Source organism: Thermomonospora umbrina (genome assembly GCF_003386555.1).
Lineage (GTDB): Bacteria > Actinomycetota > Actinomycetes > Streptosporangiales > Streptosporangiaceae > Thermomonospora > Thermomonospora umbrina.
Genome location: NZ_QTTT01000001.1, coordinates 369074 through 386830 on the forward strand (window position 1 = coordinate 369074; position 17757 = coordinate 386830).

10 protein-coding genes and 1 pseudogene are annotated in these 17757 nt (G+C 75.6%); 4 read left to right on the forward strand and 7 right to left on the reverse strand.

Features of this window, described 5'->3' with window-relative positions; all coding sequences use genetic code 11:
- Nucleotides 1–2: 2 nt before the first annotated feature.
- The gene (locus DFJ69_RS01760) at nt 3–2342 is read left to right on the forward strand and encodes a GAP1-N2 domain-containing protein (protein ID WP_116020849.1); all 2340 of its coding nucleotides are present in this window, start codon (nt 3–5) and stop codon (nt 2340–2342) included.
- Nucleotides 2343–2347: 5 nt separating this feature from the next.
- Complete coding sequence (locus tag DFJ69_RS01765) at nt 2348–4087, forward strand: TRAFAC clade GTPase domain-containing protein (RefSeq protein WP_116020850.1); 1740 nt, start codon at nt 2348–2350, stop codon at nt 4085–4087.
- A 6-nt stretch (nt 4088–4093) separates the two neighbouring features.
- Here DFJ69_RS01765 and DFJ69_RS01770 read toward each other — a convergent pair whose 3' ends face one another.
- From DFJ69_RS01770 to DFJ69_RS01780, 3 genes and pseudogenes are all read right to left on the reverse strand, one after another.
- Nucleotides 4094–4699 carry a TetR/AcrR family transcriptional regulator gene (locus tag DFJ69_RS01770; RefSeq protein ID WP_116020851.1) on the reverse strand — a complete coding sequence of 202 codons (606 nt, stop codon included), beginning with the start codon at nt 4697–4699 and terminating at the stop codon, nt 4094–4096.
- Between the two features lie 69 nt (nt 4700–4768).
- Nucleotides 4769–5869: a DNA glycosylase AlkZ-like family protein gene (locus DFJ69_RS01775; RefSeq protein WP_170177505.1), complete on the reverse strand. Its 1101-nt coding sequence runs from the start codon at nt 5867–5869 to the stop codon at nt 4769–4771.
- Nucleotides 5870–5897: 28 nt separating this feature from the next.
- Nucleotides 5898–6134: pseudogene (locus DFJ69_RS01780) on the reverse strand (Lrp/AsnC ligand binding domain-containing protein); the annotation flags it as partial.
- A gap of 158 nt (nt 6135–6292) precedes the next feature.
- On the opposite strand from DFJ69_RS01780, the gene DFJ69_RS01785 reads away from it, so the two are divergent.
- Together DFJ69_RS01785 and DFJ69_RS01790 are read left to right on the forward strand one after the other, a co-directional pair.
- On the forward strand, nt 6293–8578 hold the full coding sequence (locus tag DFJ69_RS01785) for an FdhF/YdeP family oxidoreductase (RefSeq protein WP_116020853.1): 2286 nt from the start codon (nt 6293–6295) through the stop codon (nt 8576–8578).
- 19 nt (nt 8579–8597) lie between these two features.
- Nucleotides 8598–9215, forward strand: a complete 618-nt coding sequence (locus tag DFJ69_RS01790) for a DUF1707 SHOCT-like domain-containing protein (protein ID WP_116020854.1) — start codon at nt 8598–8600, stop codon at nt 9213–9215.
- A gap of 4 nt (nt 9216–9219) precedes the next feature.
- On the opposite strand, the gene DFJ69_RS01795 is transcribed toward DFJ69_RS01790, so the two are convergent.
- The 4 genes from DFJ69_RS01795 to DFJ69_RS01810 form a co-directional block, all read right to left on the reverse strand.
- Nucleotides 9220–9861: a DivIVA domain-containing protein gene (locus DFJ69_RS01795; protein WP_116020855.1), complete on the reverse strand. Its 642-nt coding sequence runs from the start codon at nt 9859–9861 to the stop codon at nt 9220–9222.
- Nucleotides 9862–9944: 83 nt separating this feature from the next.
- Nucleotides 9945–10601: a hypothetical protein gene (locus DFJ69_RS01800; protein ID WP_116020856.1), complete on the reverse strand. Its 657-nt coding sequence runs from the start codon at nt 10599–10601 to the stop codon at nt 9945–9947.
- Between the two features lie 77 nt (nt 10602–10678).
- Nucleotides 10679–12442: a substrate-binding and VWA domain-containing protein gene (locus DFJ69_RS01805; RefSeq protein ID WP_116020857.1), complete on the reverse strand. Its 1764-nt coding sequence runs from the start codon at nt 12440–12442 to the stop codon at nt 10679–10681.
- 588 nt (nt 12443–13030) lie between these two features.
- Nucleotides 13031–17719, reverse strand: a complete 4689-nt coding sequence (locus tag DFJ69_RS01810; protein WP_116020858.1) for a cation-translocating P-type ATPase — start codon at nt 17717–17719, stop codon at nt 13031–13033.
- Between the last annotated feature and the right edge of the window lie 38 nt (nt 17720–17757).

A 17757-nucleotide genomic window follows, 5' to 3' on the forward strand; every position in this document is an offset into this window, starting at 1 on the left:
CCGTGGCGTGGCAGCTTCACTACACCTCGGCGCGGAGCGGGCCGACGGGCCGTTCCGGTTTCCAGTTCGTGGCCGAGACGCCGGGTCTGCCGCCCGGGGTGCGCGCGGCGGTGACCCCGTTCATGGCGTACCGTCCGCCGCCGGACGCGCCGCTGTCGCCCCGGCCGGAGGAGCTGGAGCGGTTCCCGGTGGCGCTGGCGTACGAGCCGGTGGGCGGGCGGGCCCTGTTGGTGCGGTCCCGCTATCTGGGTCAGGACTACTCGGGCCGGTACGGCAACTTCTTCGCGCACGCGGTGGTGGCCGAGCGGGAGGAGCTGGAGGGCCTGCGGCCGATCGAGCTGTGGCAGGCGGAGATCTGGGAGGAGCGGCCGGGCGGCGGCGACCTGCCGCCGCTGGACGACCTGCCGCCCGGCACGGGCGTCTCCCCGGAGGCGCTCGCCGACCGGCTGGCGGGCGACGATGCGTACCGTCTGCTGGTGCGGCTGGTGGACGCGGCGGTGGCGGCGCTGGACCGGGGGCACGGCAGGCTGGTGCTGGTGTCGGAGGACGCCGAGCCGATCGTGCGGTGGATCGCCGTGCTGTCGTACTCGCTCCCGGTGGCGGCGATGCCGCGGCTGTCGTTCACGACCTACAGCGCCGACCCGGCGGGCGCTCCGCATCGGGTGGTGGGGACGACGCCGAGCGTCTGGTCGGCGGCCCACCACGACGACCCGGCGTTCTTCGTGGGCGGGGGGGACGACGCCGGGGACGGCGACGACGGCGGGAGCCGGTTCGCGCGGACGGTGGCGGGGTGCTGGCGGGAGTCCGATTTCGCGGGGCTCGACGCGCTCGGCGACCTGGCCGTCGCGCAACTCGACGGCGACGGTGACGGCGACGCGCTCCTGGCACCGGTGCTGGACGGGGCGGCGGCGCTGCTGGCGCTGTGCCGGGGCGAGACGGGCGTGTCCCCCGAGGAGGAGGCCGCCGCCGCCGGGCTGCTGACGCGGCACGGCGCGCGGGTGCCGGAGTGGGTGTGGCCGGAGCTGGTCCCGGCGCTGCCGGGCGTCGGGTTCGACCTGGCGCTGGCGATGCACACCTGGGCGCTCCGGGTGGACGCGGCCGAGGTCGCCGACCGGTGCGCCGCGCGCTGCGTGATCCTGGCGTTGGAGGACCCGGCCCTGGGCTCCAGGCTGCCCGCCCGCCTGCTGCCCGCCAAGGCGCTGGACCGGCTGGCCCCGCTCGTCGCGGCGGCGTTCCGGCGGGCGGCGAGCCTCACGGAGGTGGGGCGGCTGACGGCGCTGGCCTCGCGGGCCGGCATCGCCCTGCCCGCCGGGGACGTCCGTGCGGCGGCGGCCCGCTGCGCCCGTCGCGGCGCCGGGGACCTGCGGGCGGCGCTGGCCGCCGCGCCCGCCGCCTGGCGCGAGCGGCTGGTGGAGGGTGCCGTGGCGGGGCTGGCCGGGGCCGACCCCCGCGAGCGCGCCGGGCTGCTCACCGACGAGACCTGCGACCTGCTGCACTCCCGGGACTGGTCCGCCGCGCCCGGGGTGGGCCTGCCGGTGCTGGCGTCGGTGGGCCGCCGGCACCGCGACCGCCGGGTGGACGTCACCGGGGCGCTGCTGCGGCTGGACGGCCCCGCCCCGGACGAGGTCGACGACGTGCTCCGTGAGGTGTGGGCCGTGCCCGCGTCGGCCGAGGAGTGCGGCGCGCTGCTCGACGCGTTCGCCGAGGAGGTGCCCCGCCGCCCCGCGCTGGCGCGGCTGCCGTCGCGGACGTTCCGGCAGGCGGCGTTGGACGGCGACGAGGCGCTGGAGGACGCGGTGCTGCTGCGGGTGGCCGGTCGGGTGCTGGCGCACTTCGCCGAGGGCGCCCGCGCCGAACGGGACGCGTCCGTGCTGGTCGCGCACGCCAAGGTCGTCGGCGCGCTGCGGCCCGAGGAGGCGGCGGCGGGGCTCGACACGATCCAGGGCGCCGCGGACGGGGCCACCGAGGAGCTGTTCGAGACCGCGTTCGGCGGGGCGGCCCGGCGGCTGGCCCGCCGCGATCCCGGTTTCCGCGCGGCGGTGCTGGCCGCGGTGTCCCCGCCGGTGCGGGCCCGGCTGGTGGAGCGCTGGACGGCGTCCCAGGGCCGGGGCCCGTGGGGCCGACCGGGCTCCGGGGCGGGCCGGCGCAACGAACTCGTCGAGGTGGCGTTGCGGCTGCGGTTGGAGGGCGTCCGGGAGCCGAGGCTGGAGGCGTGGGCGCGGGCCACGGCCGGGGGCTGGATGGCCTCCCGCCGGCTGGACGCGTACCTGCGCGACGAGCCGAGACTGCGCGCCGCGCTGCGGGACCTGGTCGGCGACGGCGACGGCAGCCGGGAGGGCTGAGCGCGATGCCCGCGATCATGGTCGTTCTGCTCGTCGCCGCGTGGCTGTGCGCGTTCGTCGTGTTCCCGCTGGTGTTCACGCTGACGCTGTTGGCGGCGGGGGCGACGGCGACGGCGTTCGCGTATCTGCAGGCGTGGCGGACGCTCGCGCCGGTCACCGCCAAGGGCCCGTCGCCCGTGCCGGTGCCCGAGGTGGCCTACCGGCACTACCTGCTCGACCAGGTGTGGCGCGACGGGTGGGCCATGACGCGGGTGGTCGGCCCTTGGGCCTGGCAGAGCGCGCGACAGGCCATGACCGGCATCACCCGCGCGCTGCTCGGCGGGCCGTGGGGCTACTTCCTGTTCCCGGTGTGGTTGGCGCTGTACGCGGGCATCGTGGTGGCCGTCGTGCCCGCCACGTTGACCGCCGTCACGCTGACGGTCGTGTACGCCGCCGTCGTGGCCGTGGGCCTGGCCGGGTGGGTGGCGTGCGTGGCGGTGCTGGGGCTGGTCGAGCGCGTGTTCATGGCGTACGGGCGGATCCTGCAGACCTGCCCGCACCCGTTCTGCTACGAGAAGATCGCGCTGCCGGTCTACGAGTGCCCGAACTGCGGCACCCGGCACCGGCGACTCGTTCCGGGCCCGGCGGGCGCGTTCCGTCACGTGTGCCGGTGCGGGGTGCGGCTGCCGACCACGATCCCCCTCGGCCGGTACCGGCTGACGGCGTACTGCCCGCACTGCAGCGGTCGGCTGCCGGAGCGCATCGGTCGGGTGCGGGTGGAGCCGCTGCCCTTCGTCGGCGGCCCGGCGGCGGGCAAGACCACGTTCATGTTCCTGGCCATCCGGGCGCTGCACGCGCGGGCCCGGTCGGTGCGCGGCGAGTTGGCGTTCGTGGAGCAGCGGCACGCCCAGGCGTACGCGGGGGCGGTGCGCGAGTTCCAGCGCGGGGGGCGGCTGGCCAAGACGGGCCCGGAGCTGCCGCTGGCCACCATGGTCGACGTGGAGCTGCCCGGCGCGGGGCACCGCATCCTGTACCTGTTCGACCCGGCCGGCGAGCACTTCACCGGGGCCACCGAGGTGGAGTCGCTGCGCTACCTCGACCACGGTGAGGCGCTGCTGTTCGTGGTCGACCCGTTCGCGCTGCCGGCCGTCCGGCGGGCGCTGAGCGAGGAGGAGCGGGTCGCGGTGGAGGGCGCGGCGGCGTCCTCGGAGGAGGACCCGGCCGACACCCTGCAGCGCGTCCTGAACGAGCTGCGCTCGCGTCCCGACCGGGGGCGGCAGCGGCGGGTGGCCGTGGTGCTGACCAAGACGGACCTGCTGCGCGGCACGATGGTCGGCCGTTCGCTGGACGAGTCCGGTCCCGAGGACGGTGAGCCGGGGGCGCACGTCCGCCGCTGGCTGGACGAGGTGGGGTTGGGCAACGCGATCCGGGCGCTCGACCAGTTGGCGGGGCAGGTCCGCTACTTCGGCTCCGGGCTGGACACCGCCCCGTTCGAGGTGGCGGAGCTGCTCGGCTGGGTGACCGGCCTGCCCGCCGACGGCCGTCGGGCCCTCCCCGCGCCCGGGCAGGGACTCGGCTCCGTCGACGAGGTGCCCGGCACGGCGCCGCTCCGCGCCCCGTGGCCCGCCCGGGGGCGGGAGAACGCGCTGGTGCCGGCGGGCTACCAGGCGGGCCGCTGGGCGGTCTTCGCGGGGCTGGTGGTGCTCGGCGCGACCGCCCTGGTGTTCGGCGTCGGGCAGGGGGTCCGGGCGCTGCCCTGGGTGTGAGGGGCCTCAGCGCGGCCGGAGGGCGGCCAGCACGAAGTCGGCGACCTCTCCGGCGAAGCGGTCGGCGGGCTTGGGTCCGTCGGGGCGGTACCAGCGGGGCATCTCGTTCACCAGGCCGAACACGATCAGCGTGACCGTCTCGGCGGGCGCGGCCGGCGCGAACACCCCGTCCCGCAGGCCGCGCTCGACGATCTCCCGGAAGGCCGTGTGGTAGCGGCGTCGGTCGGCGCGGACGGCGGCCGTCCGGACCCGGTCGAGCCGGTGCGTCTCCCGGGAGAACACCTGGGCCTCGTCGATGTGCTCGGCGGTGGAGACGACCAGCTCCGTGATGACGGCGCGGACCGTGGCGACCGGGTCGAGTCCGGCGGCCAGGATCCGCTTCAGGTCGGCGAGCTGCCGGGTGATCAGCGAGTGGTAGATCTCGTACAGCACGTCCTGTTTGGAGCCGAAGTAGTGGTACAGCCCGCCCTTGGTCACCTCGGCGCGGTCCACGATCTCCTGGACGGAGGTGCCGTCGAAGCCCTTCTCGGCGAACAGTCGCACCGCGGCGGCCAGGATGCGGCGCTCGACCGCCGACTCCCGCGCCCGCCCGGCCCTCCCGGTCATGGTCATCGAGACCCCGCCCTCCCCGTCGACTCTCCGTCTCCGCCAGTCTGCCAGGTACCGACCGGTCGGTATGTGCTAGTCGTCGGCCCACAGGACCCTGGTGTCGGCGGCCCCCCGCGCGGTCGCCGACCGGGCGGCCTGCTCCTCGGTCTCCGCGCGCGTGTACGCGGCGAGAGGCTCGAACGGCGTGACGGTGACCTCCAGCCGTGTGCGCCCGGCCATGCGCGCCCGCCAGGTCCCCCTGATCTCCCCGTCGGCCAGGAGCGCCCCCGGGTTGCCCAGGGGCCGCCACACCGCCTTGTGCCGTGCCTTGTCGGGGATCAGCAGGTCGCGGTCACGGGCCTGCATGAACGGGTCGTGGGCGGCCAACAGCCGTACCCCGCGCGGCGGCGGTGCATCGCGAAGAGCGGCCAGGCGGTCGGCGGGCAGCCATCGGGAGAGGCCGTCGACCCGGACCTCCGTCAGGCCCTCCGGCCAGACGGGACGCAGCGCCGTGACGGTGGTGCCGAGGAACTTCGCCGCCTCGGCGGGCGCGGCGGGCCCCAGCAGCCGCAGGTACGCCTCGATGAGGCGATCGGTGCCCGACGCCTCCGCCGGCACCCCGGGGCTCCCCTCCACCGGCGCGAGCACGGTGCCCCTGCCGGGAACGAGCTGAACGCCGGCCGCCGCCCCCACCTGCTGGAAGAGGGCTCCGGAGATGTGCCGCGCCGCGCACGCCGCGCACTCGTAGGTCAGCTCCGGCGGCACCAGGTCGCTGACGGCCCGGCTGACCTCGCCCTTGGGCATCGGGCCGGTGACGACCTCGCGCATCGCCTCGGCCGCCGCGCGGAACGCGGCGATCCCCGACGCCGCGCCCTCCTTGATCCGGGCGGACGAGATCCGGGCGGTGGCGTCCGCGTCGCTCAGCGGCCACAGCGCCCGCGCCAGCATCGTCAGATCGGCGCGCCGATGCAGGTGGGGAGCCCCGCGCGTGCTCCAGGTCAGCACCGTCGAGCCGTCCTCGGGAGCGGTCCACCCGCGCGCCGCGAGGGCGACCGCGGCGGTGCCCGGGGGCGTGTCCTGCACGCCCAGGTCGAGCACCGCGGGCTCCCCGTCGACCGGCCGGTCCAGCCCGTGCGCCTCCACCCGGTACGCCATCACCCGGGTCCGGTCCACCTCGATCGTCGCGCGTCCCATCCCCCCATCTTGGCGGAGGGCCCGTCGGCTACCGTCCGCGACGGGGGCGTTCCGCGGGCAGGGCCTCGACCGCGGTCTTGCGGATGTGGTCGTAGATGATCGACGTCCGCACGTCGGCGATGTTGCGGTACCGGGACACGTGGTCGACCACGAAGTCCCGCAGATGGCCGGTGTCGCGCACCGCCACCTGGACGATGAAGTCGTCGCCGCCGGAGACGACGAACACGGCCAGGGTCTCCGGGAGCCCCGTCATGTAGGCGCGGAAGCCCTCGACCGCCTCCCGGACCTTGGGCTACAGGCGCACGTTGATCAGCGCCTGCAGCGGGCGGCCCAACGCGGCCAGGCGGCGCTAGGCGGTGCCCCGCGCCCGCGCCGGGGCACAATGTTGTGGCACACTGCCTGCGACCTTGGGGGAGGTGGGCCATGAGCCGCCACGCGCCGACCGACGACCCTGGCGATCCCGGCGACCCGGGCGCCTCCGCGCCGGAGGTGTCGCCGCCCGAGGAGTACGCGGCGGGGATGCCGGGGGTGACGGCAGCGCTCCGGCAGTCGTGGGAGCAGATGGGCGTCCGCCGTACCGCGCTCACCCTGCTCCGCGTCAACCAGCGCAAGGGCTTCGACTGCCCCGGCTGTGCCTGGCCGGAGGGCGACCGCCGGCACGTGGCGGAGTTCTGCGAGAACGGGGCCAAGGCCGTCGCGGAGGAGGCCACCACCCGGAGGGTCACCCGCGAGTTCTTCGCCCGGCACACGATCGACGAGCTGGCCGAGCGCTCCGATCACTGGCTCGGGCAGCAGGGCCGGCTGACCGAGCCGATGGTGCGGCGGGAGGGCTCCGACCGGTACGAGCCGATCTCGTGGGACGAGGCGTTCGGCGTCCTGGCCGAGGAGCTGAACGCGCTCGGCTCCCCCGACGAGGCCGCGTTCTACACCTCGGGCCGTACGAGCAACGAGGCGGCGTTCGTCTACCAGCTCCTCGCCCGCGCGTTCGGCACCAACAACCTGCCGGACTGCTCCAACATGTGCCACGAGTCGTCCGGTTCCGCGCTCACCGAGACGCTGGGCGTGGGCAAGGGCTCGGTGCTGCTGGAGGACCTGCACGAGGCCGACCTCATCCTCGTCGTCGGACAGAACCCGGGCACCAACCACCCCCGGATGCTGGCGGCGTTGGAGCGGGCCAAGCGGTCCGGCGCGCGGATCGTGGCCGTCAACCCGTTGCCCGAGGCCGGGCTGCTCCGCTTCAAGAACCCGCAGCGCGTGTCCGGCCTGGCGGGGCGGGGCACCGCGCTGGCCGACCGGTTCCTGCAGATCAGGCTGAACGGGGACCTGGCGCTGTTCCAGGCGCTCAACCGGATGCTGCTGGACCGCGACGCCGTCGACCACGCGTTCCTCGACGCGCACGCCGTGGGCCTTCCGGAGCTGACCGAGCACCTGCGGGGGCTCGACTGGGACGACGTCCTGGCCGCCACGGGCCTGTCCCGCGAGGAGATCGACACCACCCTCGACGACGTCCTGCGCGCCGACCGGATCATCGTGTGCTGGGCGATGGGACTCACCCAGCACCGCAACGCCGTCCCCACCATCCGCGAGGTCGTCAACTTCCTGCTGCTGCGCGGCAACATCGGCCGTCGCGGCGCGGGCGTGTGCCCGGTGCGGGGTCACTCCAACGTGCAGGGCGACCGGACGATGGGCATCGTCGAACGGCCCTCCCCCGCGTTCCTGGACGCGCTGGCCGGCGAGTTCGGGTTCGCGCCGCCCCGTGAGCACGGCCTCGACACGGTGCGGACCATCGAGGCGATGCGCGACGGCCTCGTCAAGGTGTTCGTCGGGATGGGCGGCAACTTCGTGCGCGCCACACCCGACTCGACGGTGACGGAGGCTGCCATGCGGTCGTGCCGGCTGACCGCGCACGTGTCCACCAAGCCGAACCGCTCGCACACGGTGACCGGGCGGCGGGCGCTGATCCTGCCGACGCTGGGCCGCACCGAGACCGACGTGCAGGGCTCGGGCCCGCAGTTCGTGTCGGTCGAGGACTCGATGGGCATGGTCCACGCCTCGCGCGGACGGCTGGCCCCGGCCTCCCGCGACCTGCTGTCGGAGGTCGCCATCGTCTGCCGGCTGGGACGGGCGATGGGCCTGGCCGGCTTCGACTGGGCGGGCATGGAGCGCGACTACGACGTGATCCGGTCCCACATCGCGCGGGTGGTGCCGGGCTTCGCCGACTTCAACCGTCGGATCCGCGAGCCCGGCGGGTTCGTCCTGCCGCACGCCCCGCGCGACCGCCGCGAGTTCCCCACCGCCGGCGGACGCGCCCGCCTCACCGTGAACGACCTGGAGGTGCTGCGGGTCCCGGAGGGCCGGCTGCTGCTCCAGACGGTGCGCAGCCACGACCAGTACAACACCACCATCTACGGCATGGACGACCGGTACCGGGGCGTCCGCGGCGGCCGGCGGGTGGTGTTCGTGCATCCCGACGACCTCGCCGACCTCGGTCTGGCCGACGGGGCGACGGTCGACCTGGTGAGCGAGTGGCGGGACGGCGTCGATCGTCGGGCCCCCGGGTTCCGGCTCGTGGCGTATCCGACGGCGCGGGGCTGCGCGGCGGCGTACTTCCCGGAGACCAACGTGCTGGTGCCGCTCGACAGCACCGCCGACATCAGCAACACGCCGACGTCCAAGTCCATCGTCGTACGCCTCGAACCGGCGTCCTGATCGCTTTACGGTAGGTGGCATGAACGACCTCCCCGACCGCCGGGTCTCCCCCGACCCGCGGGACCTGCGCGCGTCCGACGCCGACCGCGAACGCGTCGCGCAGGCGCTGCGCGAGGCCGCCGGCGACGGCCGCCTCAACCTCGAGGAACTCGACGAACGGCTCACCGTCGCCTACACGGCCCGCACCTACGGCGAGCTGGAGCCGCTCACCCGCGACCTTCCGGCGGGCCCCGACTCCCCGACCCTGCACGTGGCGGCGCCCGACCAGCGCATCGTCGGCGGCGAGCCGACCTCGCGCACGGGCATCGCCATCATGAGCGAGTTCAAACGGCGGGGCCGGTGGACGGCGCCCCGCAGGTTCCTCGGGCTCGCCTTCTGGGGCGGCGGGACGATCGACCTCCGCGACGCCCGGTTCAGCGAGCCGGAGCTGCGCGTCAACGCGTTCGCCATCATGGGCGGCATCGACGTGCTCGTCCCGGACGACCTCGACGTCACGGTGCGGGGCATCGGCATCATGGGGGCGTTCGACGACAAGGCCACCGGCCCGGGCGCGCCCGGGGCTCCCCGGGTGGTGGTCGGCGGGTTCTCCTTCTGGGGCGGGGTGACGGTCAAGCGCCGCAAGCGGGACGGCGGCTGACGCCTCACCGCCCCAGGAGTGCGGCCCGGTAGCGCTCCACCACCTCGTCGACGGTGCGCACCGCGTACCCGCGCAGCACCACGTCGAACATCGGCGCGCCCAACTCCCAGTTCTCGATGGGGGCCGGCTCCAGGCCGTACACGTCCATGGAGCGATGGCCCAGCCGCGCCCAGACGCGGACGAGGAAGTGCTCGACCTGGGCGCGGTCGTAGCCGCGCCACCGCACCACCAGGCGGTGCTCGTGCCGCACCTCGTCGAGCAGCTCCTCGGGCACGACGATCGGGCCGCCGCCGGGCCTGACCGCGCCTCCGTCGGCGACGGGAACGCCGTAGGCGCGGGCGCCGACGAGACCGTCGGCCTCACCGCCGCCGCCCAGGATGAAGTCGAGTCCACCGTCGGGCTCGTCGTCGGTCAGGGCGACCCCTTCGAGCGCGGCCAGCTCCCGGCGGTAGCGGCGCATCGCGCCGTCCACCTCGAACCGGTCGTAGCCGCGCATGACGACGTCGAAGCTCGTCCAACCCAGATGCTTGAGGGTGATCGGCGCGCCCCTCAACGGGGCACGGCCGAGCGTGCCCTCGAGCTGGGCCACCACATCGTCGACCTGTTGCGGGTCGTAGCCGCGCAGGACCACTGAGAACTCCGGCATTCGCGGCACCTCCGGCACGCACGGTAGTAAAACTCGCGCATCGGGGCCACCACGTGGGCCGATCTTGGCGCTGGGTGACAACCCTACGGCGCGAGTTTTGAGCCGGGGAACGGGCTCATCGGTCGCTCGCGCCGGGACCCGTCCAGATACGCCAGGGCCCGCTTGCGCCAGACGAGCAGCCGATGGTCGGGCACGGCCTCGTCGTCCAGGCCGAGCGCCGCGTCCCGCGACCGCTGCAGGGCCACGTGCGCGTCCGCGTCGGTGCCCCACAGCGTGACCGTCTCGTCGTCGCGGAACTGGACCTCGTACGCCCCGACGAGGCGATGTCCGTGCTCGGCCAGGAGCGGCGCGTACTCCTTCTGGACGGCCTCCAGATAGTCCAGGGCGCACCCGGGACGCACGGTGGCGATCTCCATCAGGTAGAGCGGTGCGGCGTAGCCCTCGGCGACCAGGTCGGCGAGGCAGGGGCTCCCGGGGGCCTCGCCGAGCGGCCGGGGGGACCCGAGACCGCCGAACCCGGGTGAGCCGTCGATCATCCGGCGCCAGCCACCGGCCCAGCCGCCCTCGCAGTGCCACAGGGCGATCGCCCGGGACGGCGGATTCCCGGCGACGCCGACCTCGGCGAACGCGCCGAGCAGATCGACACCCTCGCGGCGGTGACGGGTCGGGGGCTCCTCCTGCCCGGTCGTGTCCGCCCGGGGGAACTCGATCTCCTGGATCAGATAGATCCCGCGCGGCATGGGGGCTCCGTTCGCCAGGCGGCTGCTCGCCCGGGGAGCCTAGGTGCGCGGGGCGTTGGCCGCAACGGTCCCCGCGTTCAGAAATTCGAGACCACCTGGGTCAGAACCCTGTCCAGGGCGGCAGGGTCGGCGGCGTTGTAGGCGGTCGCGTCGGTGGCCTCGGAGATCCGCTTGAGCGCGCCGCCGTCGGCCCCCGCGCCATAGGCGATGGTGAAGACCCGCACGCCGCTCCCGTCGGCCAGCTCGGGCAGCAGCGCCTGCAGGGACAGCCCGCCGCCGGGGTCGTCGTTGCGTCCGTCGGTCAGCACCACCACCGAGTTGATCGCCCCCGCCCGCCTGCGGACCTTGACGTGCTCGAACGCGGCCAGGGTGCTGTCGTACAGACCGGTGTCGCCGCGCGGGCGCAGCGCGCCGATCCGGTTCCTGAGACGCCGCCGATGGCCGGGCGTTCGCATCGCGTCGATGGGGACGAGCGCGCGGTGGTCGATCCGGCCCGCCAGGTTGGAGGAGAACTCCCACAGCCCGACGCGGTCGACCCCGACGAAGTCCCCGACGGCCCGGTTGAGGGAGCGCCGGGCGAGCTGCATCCGGTTGCGGCCCGTGCCCGGCACGGACTCCGCCATCGAGCCCGACACGTCCACGAGGAACAGCACGTTGGCCCGCTTGCGCAGCGACTCCCAGCCGACCAGCACCCGGTCCAGCACGTCGGGCGCGGGCGGCGCGATCACCCGCTTCGGGTGGTCCGGCAGCAGCCCGTTCGCCTGCGTGAGGAGCGGCCCGGCCCGGTTGTCATGGCCCCGGAAGCCGTTGCGGGCGAACTCGCCCTGCACCTCGGGGCCCCGCAGGTACCGGAGGAAGTCCTCGGCGACCCTCCGCTTCTTGGTGGCGGCGATGGTGCGCAGCCTGACGTACGGGTGGTCGGACATCAGCGTGCCCTCTTTGGGATAGACGGCCACGAGCGGCGTCCTGGGCTTGGGGTTCCTTCCGGCCTCGGCGGGGTTGCCCGTGGGGTTGCCCTGGTTGTAGTGGTGCACCGACATCTCCTCGACCGCGACGGCCGAGACGTACGACAGGCCCGCCCCCTCGGCGTCGGCACGGCGCAGCCCTTCGAGGAACGTCAGGGTGGTGTCGCCGTAATGCACGACCGAGTTCTCCACACCCCGCACGCCGGCCTGCACGTTCGACCGCTGGAGGTCGGCCGCCGACAGACCGTTCTGTTTACCGGCGGCGGCGAAGTACACGCCCACCGTGGCGTTCAACCCGGAGGTCGAGAAGTTGGGGTTGGTCTTGCCGAGCCGGAACTCCCCCCACTCGGGATGCCCGTGGGCGGCCCACCCTCGCGGGTCCCGCGCCAGCCGCACCACGTCCTCCCAGCCCAGCGGCCTGGCGGGCCAACCGAGCGCCTGCGCCATGGGTCGCGGCATCGCGATGACGAGCGGCGCCATCGCCACACCCGGGGTCTCATCGGGCACCAGGTCCGCATCGCGCTCGCCCTGACTCAGCCGATGCCGCAGCAACGCCACCCAACCGGAACTCGCCGGCGACCAGACATCGGGCTGCACCCCGTCGACCCGCGCGTCCCACCCCCGCGCCAGCGCACTCATCGCCTCACCGGACGACTTCCCCCGTACGGCCACCGCGGCGCATTCCCCATCGACCTCACGACCGGAGTACTCCTCGGCCGCCTTGCGAAGGACGCCCTCCTTCTCCGGAGACGTCATGACGTTGAGGGTGACACCCCCATCCCGACACCCCTGCCCTCCCCCACCACCTCCCCCGAGCAGGAAGACCGCCACCCCGACCACCAACCCCACCGCGACCAACACCGCCACCACCACCATCGGCACCGACGGCCCACCCCCCGGCGAGAACCCTCCACCCGCCGACCCCCCAGGCGGCCCGCCAAACGACGAACCCTGCAAAGGCGGACCACCATGCGGAGGCGAAAACCCACCCCCGAGCGGCGACCCCGACGGGAACGGCGAACCACCGCCCAGAGGCGAAGACCCACCCGACGGCGCGCCAGACCACGAGGACGCGTTGCCGGGTGGGGGGCCTGGCGATGGTGGGGGCGGGAACGCGCCGGCGGGCGGTGGGGCGGCGCCCGGTGCCGGGCCGGGCGGTGGTGGAGGCGGGCCCGAGGAGAGGGGGGCGGCGGGGGCCGGGCCGGCGGAGGGGGGTGGTGGGGGCGGGTCGGCGGGGAGTGGGGTGGCCCGGTGGGCGTCGGGTGGGGGGACGCCGTGGGGGTTCCCGCCGGGTGTGGACCCGCCGGGGGGCGGGGCGGGGGGCGGGTTGTCCACGAGACCTCCAGGGAGCCACCGGGCGGCCATGATCACTTGGGCCGCGGCGAAACCGTACCGGGCGGGCACACGGACGACCAGCAACTTCGCGAAACCGACGTTTCGCCCGCACGGAGGGTCAGAACGCGGTCAGGCGGTGGGGCGGGCGGGCTCGCGTTCGCGGACCAGGGACAGGGAGCGCAGCACGCGGGGGCCCGCCAGGGAGGCGACGGCGGCCACGGCGGCGGAGGCGGCCACCAGGCCCCAGGCGGCCGGGCCCAGGGGGGTGCAGCCGAAGAAGTGGCTGACCCCGGGGGTCTCGATCACGGCGGCCAGCACCAGCACCGAGACGGCGCAGGTGGCCAGGACCGCGGGGCTCCGCCAGCCGGCCTGCAGGGTCTGCACGAGTTGGGTGAGCACCAGGGCGGCCAGCGCCATCGTCGAGGCGCGCCGGCCGCGCCCGGTCAGCCGTCCGCCGTGCCAGGCCAGGATCGAGCCGAGCGCGGTGACCGCGCCGCGCAGCGCGATGGCCTCGTGCAGCGGATCGGCGAGCGGGCCGCTCCGGACGGGCGGCGCGGCGGGGCCGGTCTCGTCGGACTCGCCGTTCCCGGACGGCGGGGCCAGCGCGACGGCCAGGGCGGGCAGCATGTCGGTGAGCGTGTTGACCAGCAGCAGTTGCCGGGTGGACAGCGGGGCCCGGCCGCCGATCGCGGTGCCGTACACGGTGAAGGCGACCTCGCCCGCGTTGCCGCCGACCAGGATCGACACCGCGTTGCGGACGCTCTCCCACAGCGCCCGGCCCTCCAGCAGCGCCTCCACGATGGCGGGCAGGTCGCCGCCGCGCAGGATCAGGTCGGCGGCCGACTGGGCGGCCCGCGAGTCGCCCGTGCTGAGCCCGATGCCCACGTCGGCGAGCCGGATGGCGGCGGCGTCGTTGGCCCCGTCGCCGGTCATCGCCACCGTCCGCCCGGCCCGCTGCAGGGACTGCACGATGCGGACCTTGTGCTCGGGGCTGACCCGGGCGAACACCGAGGTCCGCGAGACCTTGGCGGTGCGCTCCTTGTCGCCGAGGCGGTCGAGCTCCGCGCCGGTGAGCACCCGGTCGGGGGCGGGGATGCCGAGGTCGGCGGCGACCGCCTGGGCGGTGGCCGGATGGTCGCCGGTGATCATGACGACCCTGATGCCGGCGCGGGTGAGGCGTTCGATGGCGGCGGGCGCGTCCGCGCGGGGCGCGTCGGCGATGCCGAGGAACCCGACCAGCGCCAGCTCGGCGGTCTCGGCGAGCTTCTCCGCCTCGGCGAGGTCCGCCTCGTCCGGGTGCGCCTGCGCGACCGCCAGCACCCGCAGCCCGTCCTCGGCCAGCCGACGGACGGCGCGGCGCGCCTCCTCGCGGCGCGCCTCGGTCAGCGGTCGGGTGGTCGTCCCGGACACCACCCGGTCGCAGCGCGGCAGCACCACCTCGGGCGCGCCCTTGACGGCGACGAACGGCGCCTCGCCCGCGCCCTTGGCGACCATGCCGGTCGCGGCGGCGTACCCGCGGCTGGGCTCGAACGGGGTCTCGTGGACGAGCCGCCAGCCCGCGTCCTCGCCGAGCGCCGACCGGGCGGCCTCGACCACCGCGCGGTCGGTGGCGTGTGGGAGCCCGGCGGCGCCGTCGGCCTCCGGGCAGGCGCGGGCGGCGGTGGTGAGCAGGCGGCGGCCGAGCGGGGAGTCCGGCTCGGCGCCCGCCCTGAGCCCGGCGAGCCGGACGACCTTCAGCCGGCCCTCGGTGAGGGTGCCGGTCTTGTCGAAGCAGAGCGTGTCGACCCGCCCCATGGTGCCCAGCGTCCGGGACGTGCGGACCAGCACGTTGCGGCGCGACAGGCGGCGGGCGGCGGCGAGCTGGGCGACGGTCGCGACCAGCGGCAGCCCCTCGGGGACGGCCGCCACGGCCACCGACACGCCCGAGGAGACCGCCTGCCGGACGGACACGCCCCGGGCGAAGGCCAGCGCCCCGACCATGACACCGCTCAACCCGGTCACCGGCAGCGCCAGCCGGGTCAGCTCGTTCAACTGGGCCTGCACGCCGGCGGGGGCGGGCGCCCGTCCGGCGATCGCGGCGGCCCGGCCCGCCTGGGTCGCGTCGCCGGTGGCCACCACGACCGCGTGGGCGTGTCCGGTCAGCACGGTGCTGCCCTCGTAGACCATGCAGGACCGATCGGCCAGGTCGGCGCCCGGCGCGGGCTCGGTGGACTTGGACACCGGCAGCGACTCGCCGGTCAGGCTGGCCTCGTCGACCTCCAGGTCCTCGGTGGCCAGCAGCCGGGCGTCCGCGGGCACGACGTCGGACGGGCCGATCGCGACGATGTCGCCGACGTAGAGGTCGTCGGCGGGGATCCGTTCCCAGCCGTTCTCGACGGTGTCGTCGCCGAGCGGGGGCGGCTCGTGGCCGGGCAGCAGCCGCCGGGCGGGGGGGCGCTGCCCGAGGAGGAGCCGGCTCAGCGCGCGTTCGGCGCGCATCCGCTGCACGCCGCTGATCACCGCGTTGCCCGCCATGACCCCGCCGACCAGCGCGGCGTCCACGCCGGAGCCGACGATCGCGGAGGCCGCCGCGCCCAGCACCAGCACCGGGGTCAGCGGGTCGCGCAACTCGTGGCCGACGGCGACCGCCAGCCCGGTGACCGGTTCGGTCAGGGTCCGCACCGGGCCGTGGCGGGGCGGGCCGTGCCCGTTCCGGGCGGCGCGCAGCGCGACGTCCTCGGGGCGCAGGGCGGTGGCCCGTTCGAGCGCGGTGTCGGCGTCGAACGCGTGCCAGGGCAGTCGGGGCAGCGGTGTCGGGGCGCGGGCGGTGATCACCCTGCGGGCCGTCAGGACACCCCCGACCAGCGACACCAGCGCCGCGCTGTAGACCGGGCTCAGGGTGAGCTGCGAGCTGCGGCGCTGCCCGGTGAGGACGAGCAGCGCGGCGAGGGAGGTGCCGCCCAGCGCGAGCCGTACGGCGCGTTCGCTGGCCCGGCGGGCCACGCCGATCGCGGTGAGCAGCCGCCAGAGCTGTTCGAGGCCGGGCCCGCAGACGAGGTCGGCGCCCCAGCACTCGGTGCGGCTCTCCGGCGACGGGCCGAGCACCGCCACCCCGATGTCGGCCGCGAGCGCGGCCTCCGCGTTGCCGGCGGTGGCGACCAGCACGCCCTCGCCCGTGGATTGCAGCACGCGGACGTGTTCGGCCAAGGGGGTGGCGACGGACAGGGTGTCGTCGGCCAGCGACAGCAGTTCCGCGCCGGAGGCGTGCTCGGTCAGCAGCACCCGGACCCCGCTCTCGCGGGCGGCGGCCAGCACCGCGTCGGCCAGCGGGTCGATGCGGCAGCCGACGCGCACCGCGCCGAGCACCCTCCCGCCGGGCTCCACCACCTCCATCCGCAGCCCCTCGGGGTCGAGGGGCGAGCCGGGGTCGAGGCGTCTCAGCACCCGGCCGTACTCGTCGGGCAGCTCCCGCAGCCCGGGGTCGGCGGCCAGCAGTCGGGTGGCGACCCGCCAGACGGGGGCGTCGTCGGCGTCCAGGATCTGAAGGCCGTCGCCGCACAGCACGGCGGAGTCCAGGACGACCGCGGAGATCCGGTCGAGGCGACGGTAGGCGACGCCCTGGAGCGGGACGACGCCCGCCCGTCCGAGCCCCCGGCCGAGGGTGGCGGCGAAGCCCTCGCGTCCGAGCCTGGCCGCCTTGGGGACCGCGGCCAAGACCATGTCCGCCGCCGCGCCGGGGTCGCGGCCGAGCGCCAGGACGCCCCCGGCGGCGATCAGCGAGGCGACCGCCGAACGGTCGGCGTACTTCTCGATGGGCCCGCGCGCGAGCGGAACGGGCCGGGGCGTGCTCGGCAGTCCCTCGGCCGGCAACGCCGCCCCGCTCATGTCCTCCTCGCGGCGGCACCACACGGCGCGGCGTTCGGCCAGCTCGCCGAGGAGGACGGCGCGGTACAGGGCGTCCACGGCCAGACAGCCGGGCTCCTGGGTGAGGCCGTGCACGACCGCGTTGCCGAGGGACAGGGCGAGGTCGGCGCCGTGCGCGCCGAGCCTGGCCTCCAGCTCCCGCCGCAGCCTCGGCTGCGCGTCCACCAGCGCCACGGCGGCCCGGAACCCGCGCGGCAGCCGGGGCCAGCGCACGACGCGGCCGGTGGCGGCCAGCGCGAACGCGGTGCAGTCGGAGGCCAGCGCGATCGCCTCGGCGGTGAGCGGCGCCCGGTCGGCGGGATGGCCGTGCCCGGGGAACTCCTCGTCGGTCTCCCCGGCGCGCTCGGCCGTCTCCACGCCCTCGACCGCGTCGACGATCCGGTCGAGGGAGACCGTCCCCTCGTCGAACGACGCCAGGAGCTCGCCGGTGACCGCGTTGACCTCGGCCCAGCGGACGCCGTCGAGGGCGCGCACCGCGCGGCGGACGGCCTGCAGCGCGCGCCGGTCGGCGCGGGTCCGCAGCCCGCGGACCTCGACGTACGCGCGGCCGTCCCGGCTCCACACGCGTCGCTGGGTACGGGACCCGACGAGGTTGGCCACCTCGGCGCGCTCGTGCAGCCGGGTCACGCCGAACGTCGGAGGCCGGGGCAGCGACGGGTGGGGAAGCGAGGGCATCGACGGCAGCGGGGGGCGAGGCATCGACGGCAGCGACGGGCGCGGCGGCTTGGGCATCGGCGGCAACGATGGGCGGGGCAGCGACGACAGCGACGGCATCGGCGGGTGCGGCAGCGAGGGTACCGACGGGAGCGGCGGGTGGGGCGGCGTGGGCAGGGAGCGGGCGGCGCGCACCGGCAGGGCCGCCGCGTTCACGGCGGCCCTGGGGACCAGCCCGGCGGCTGATCGGAGCAGGCCCATCGACGTACCCTCGCTTCGGGGTGAGGCAGTGGAAGGGC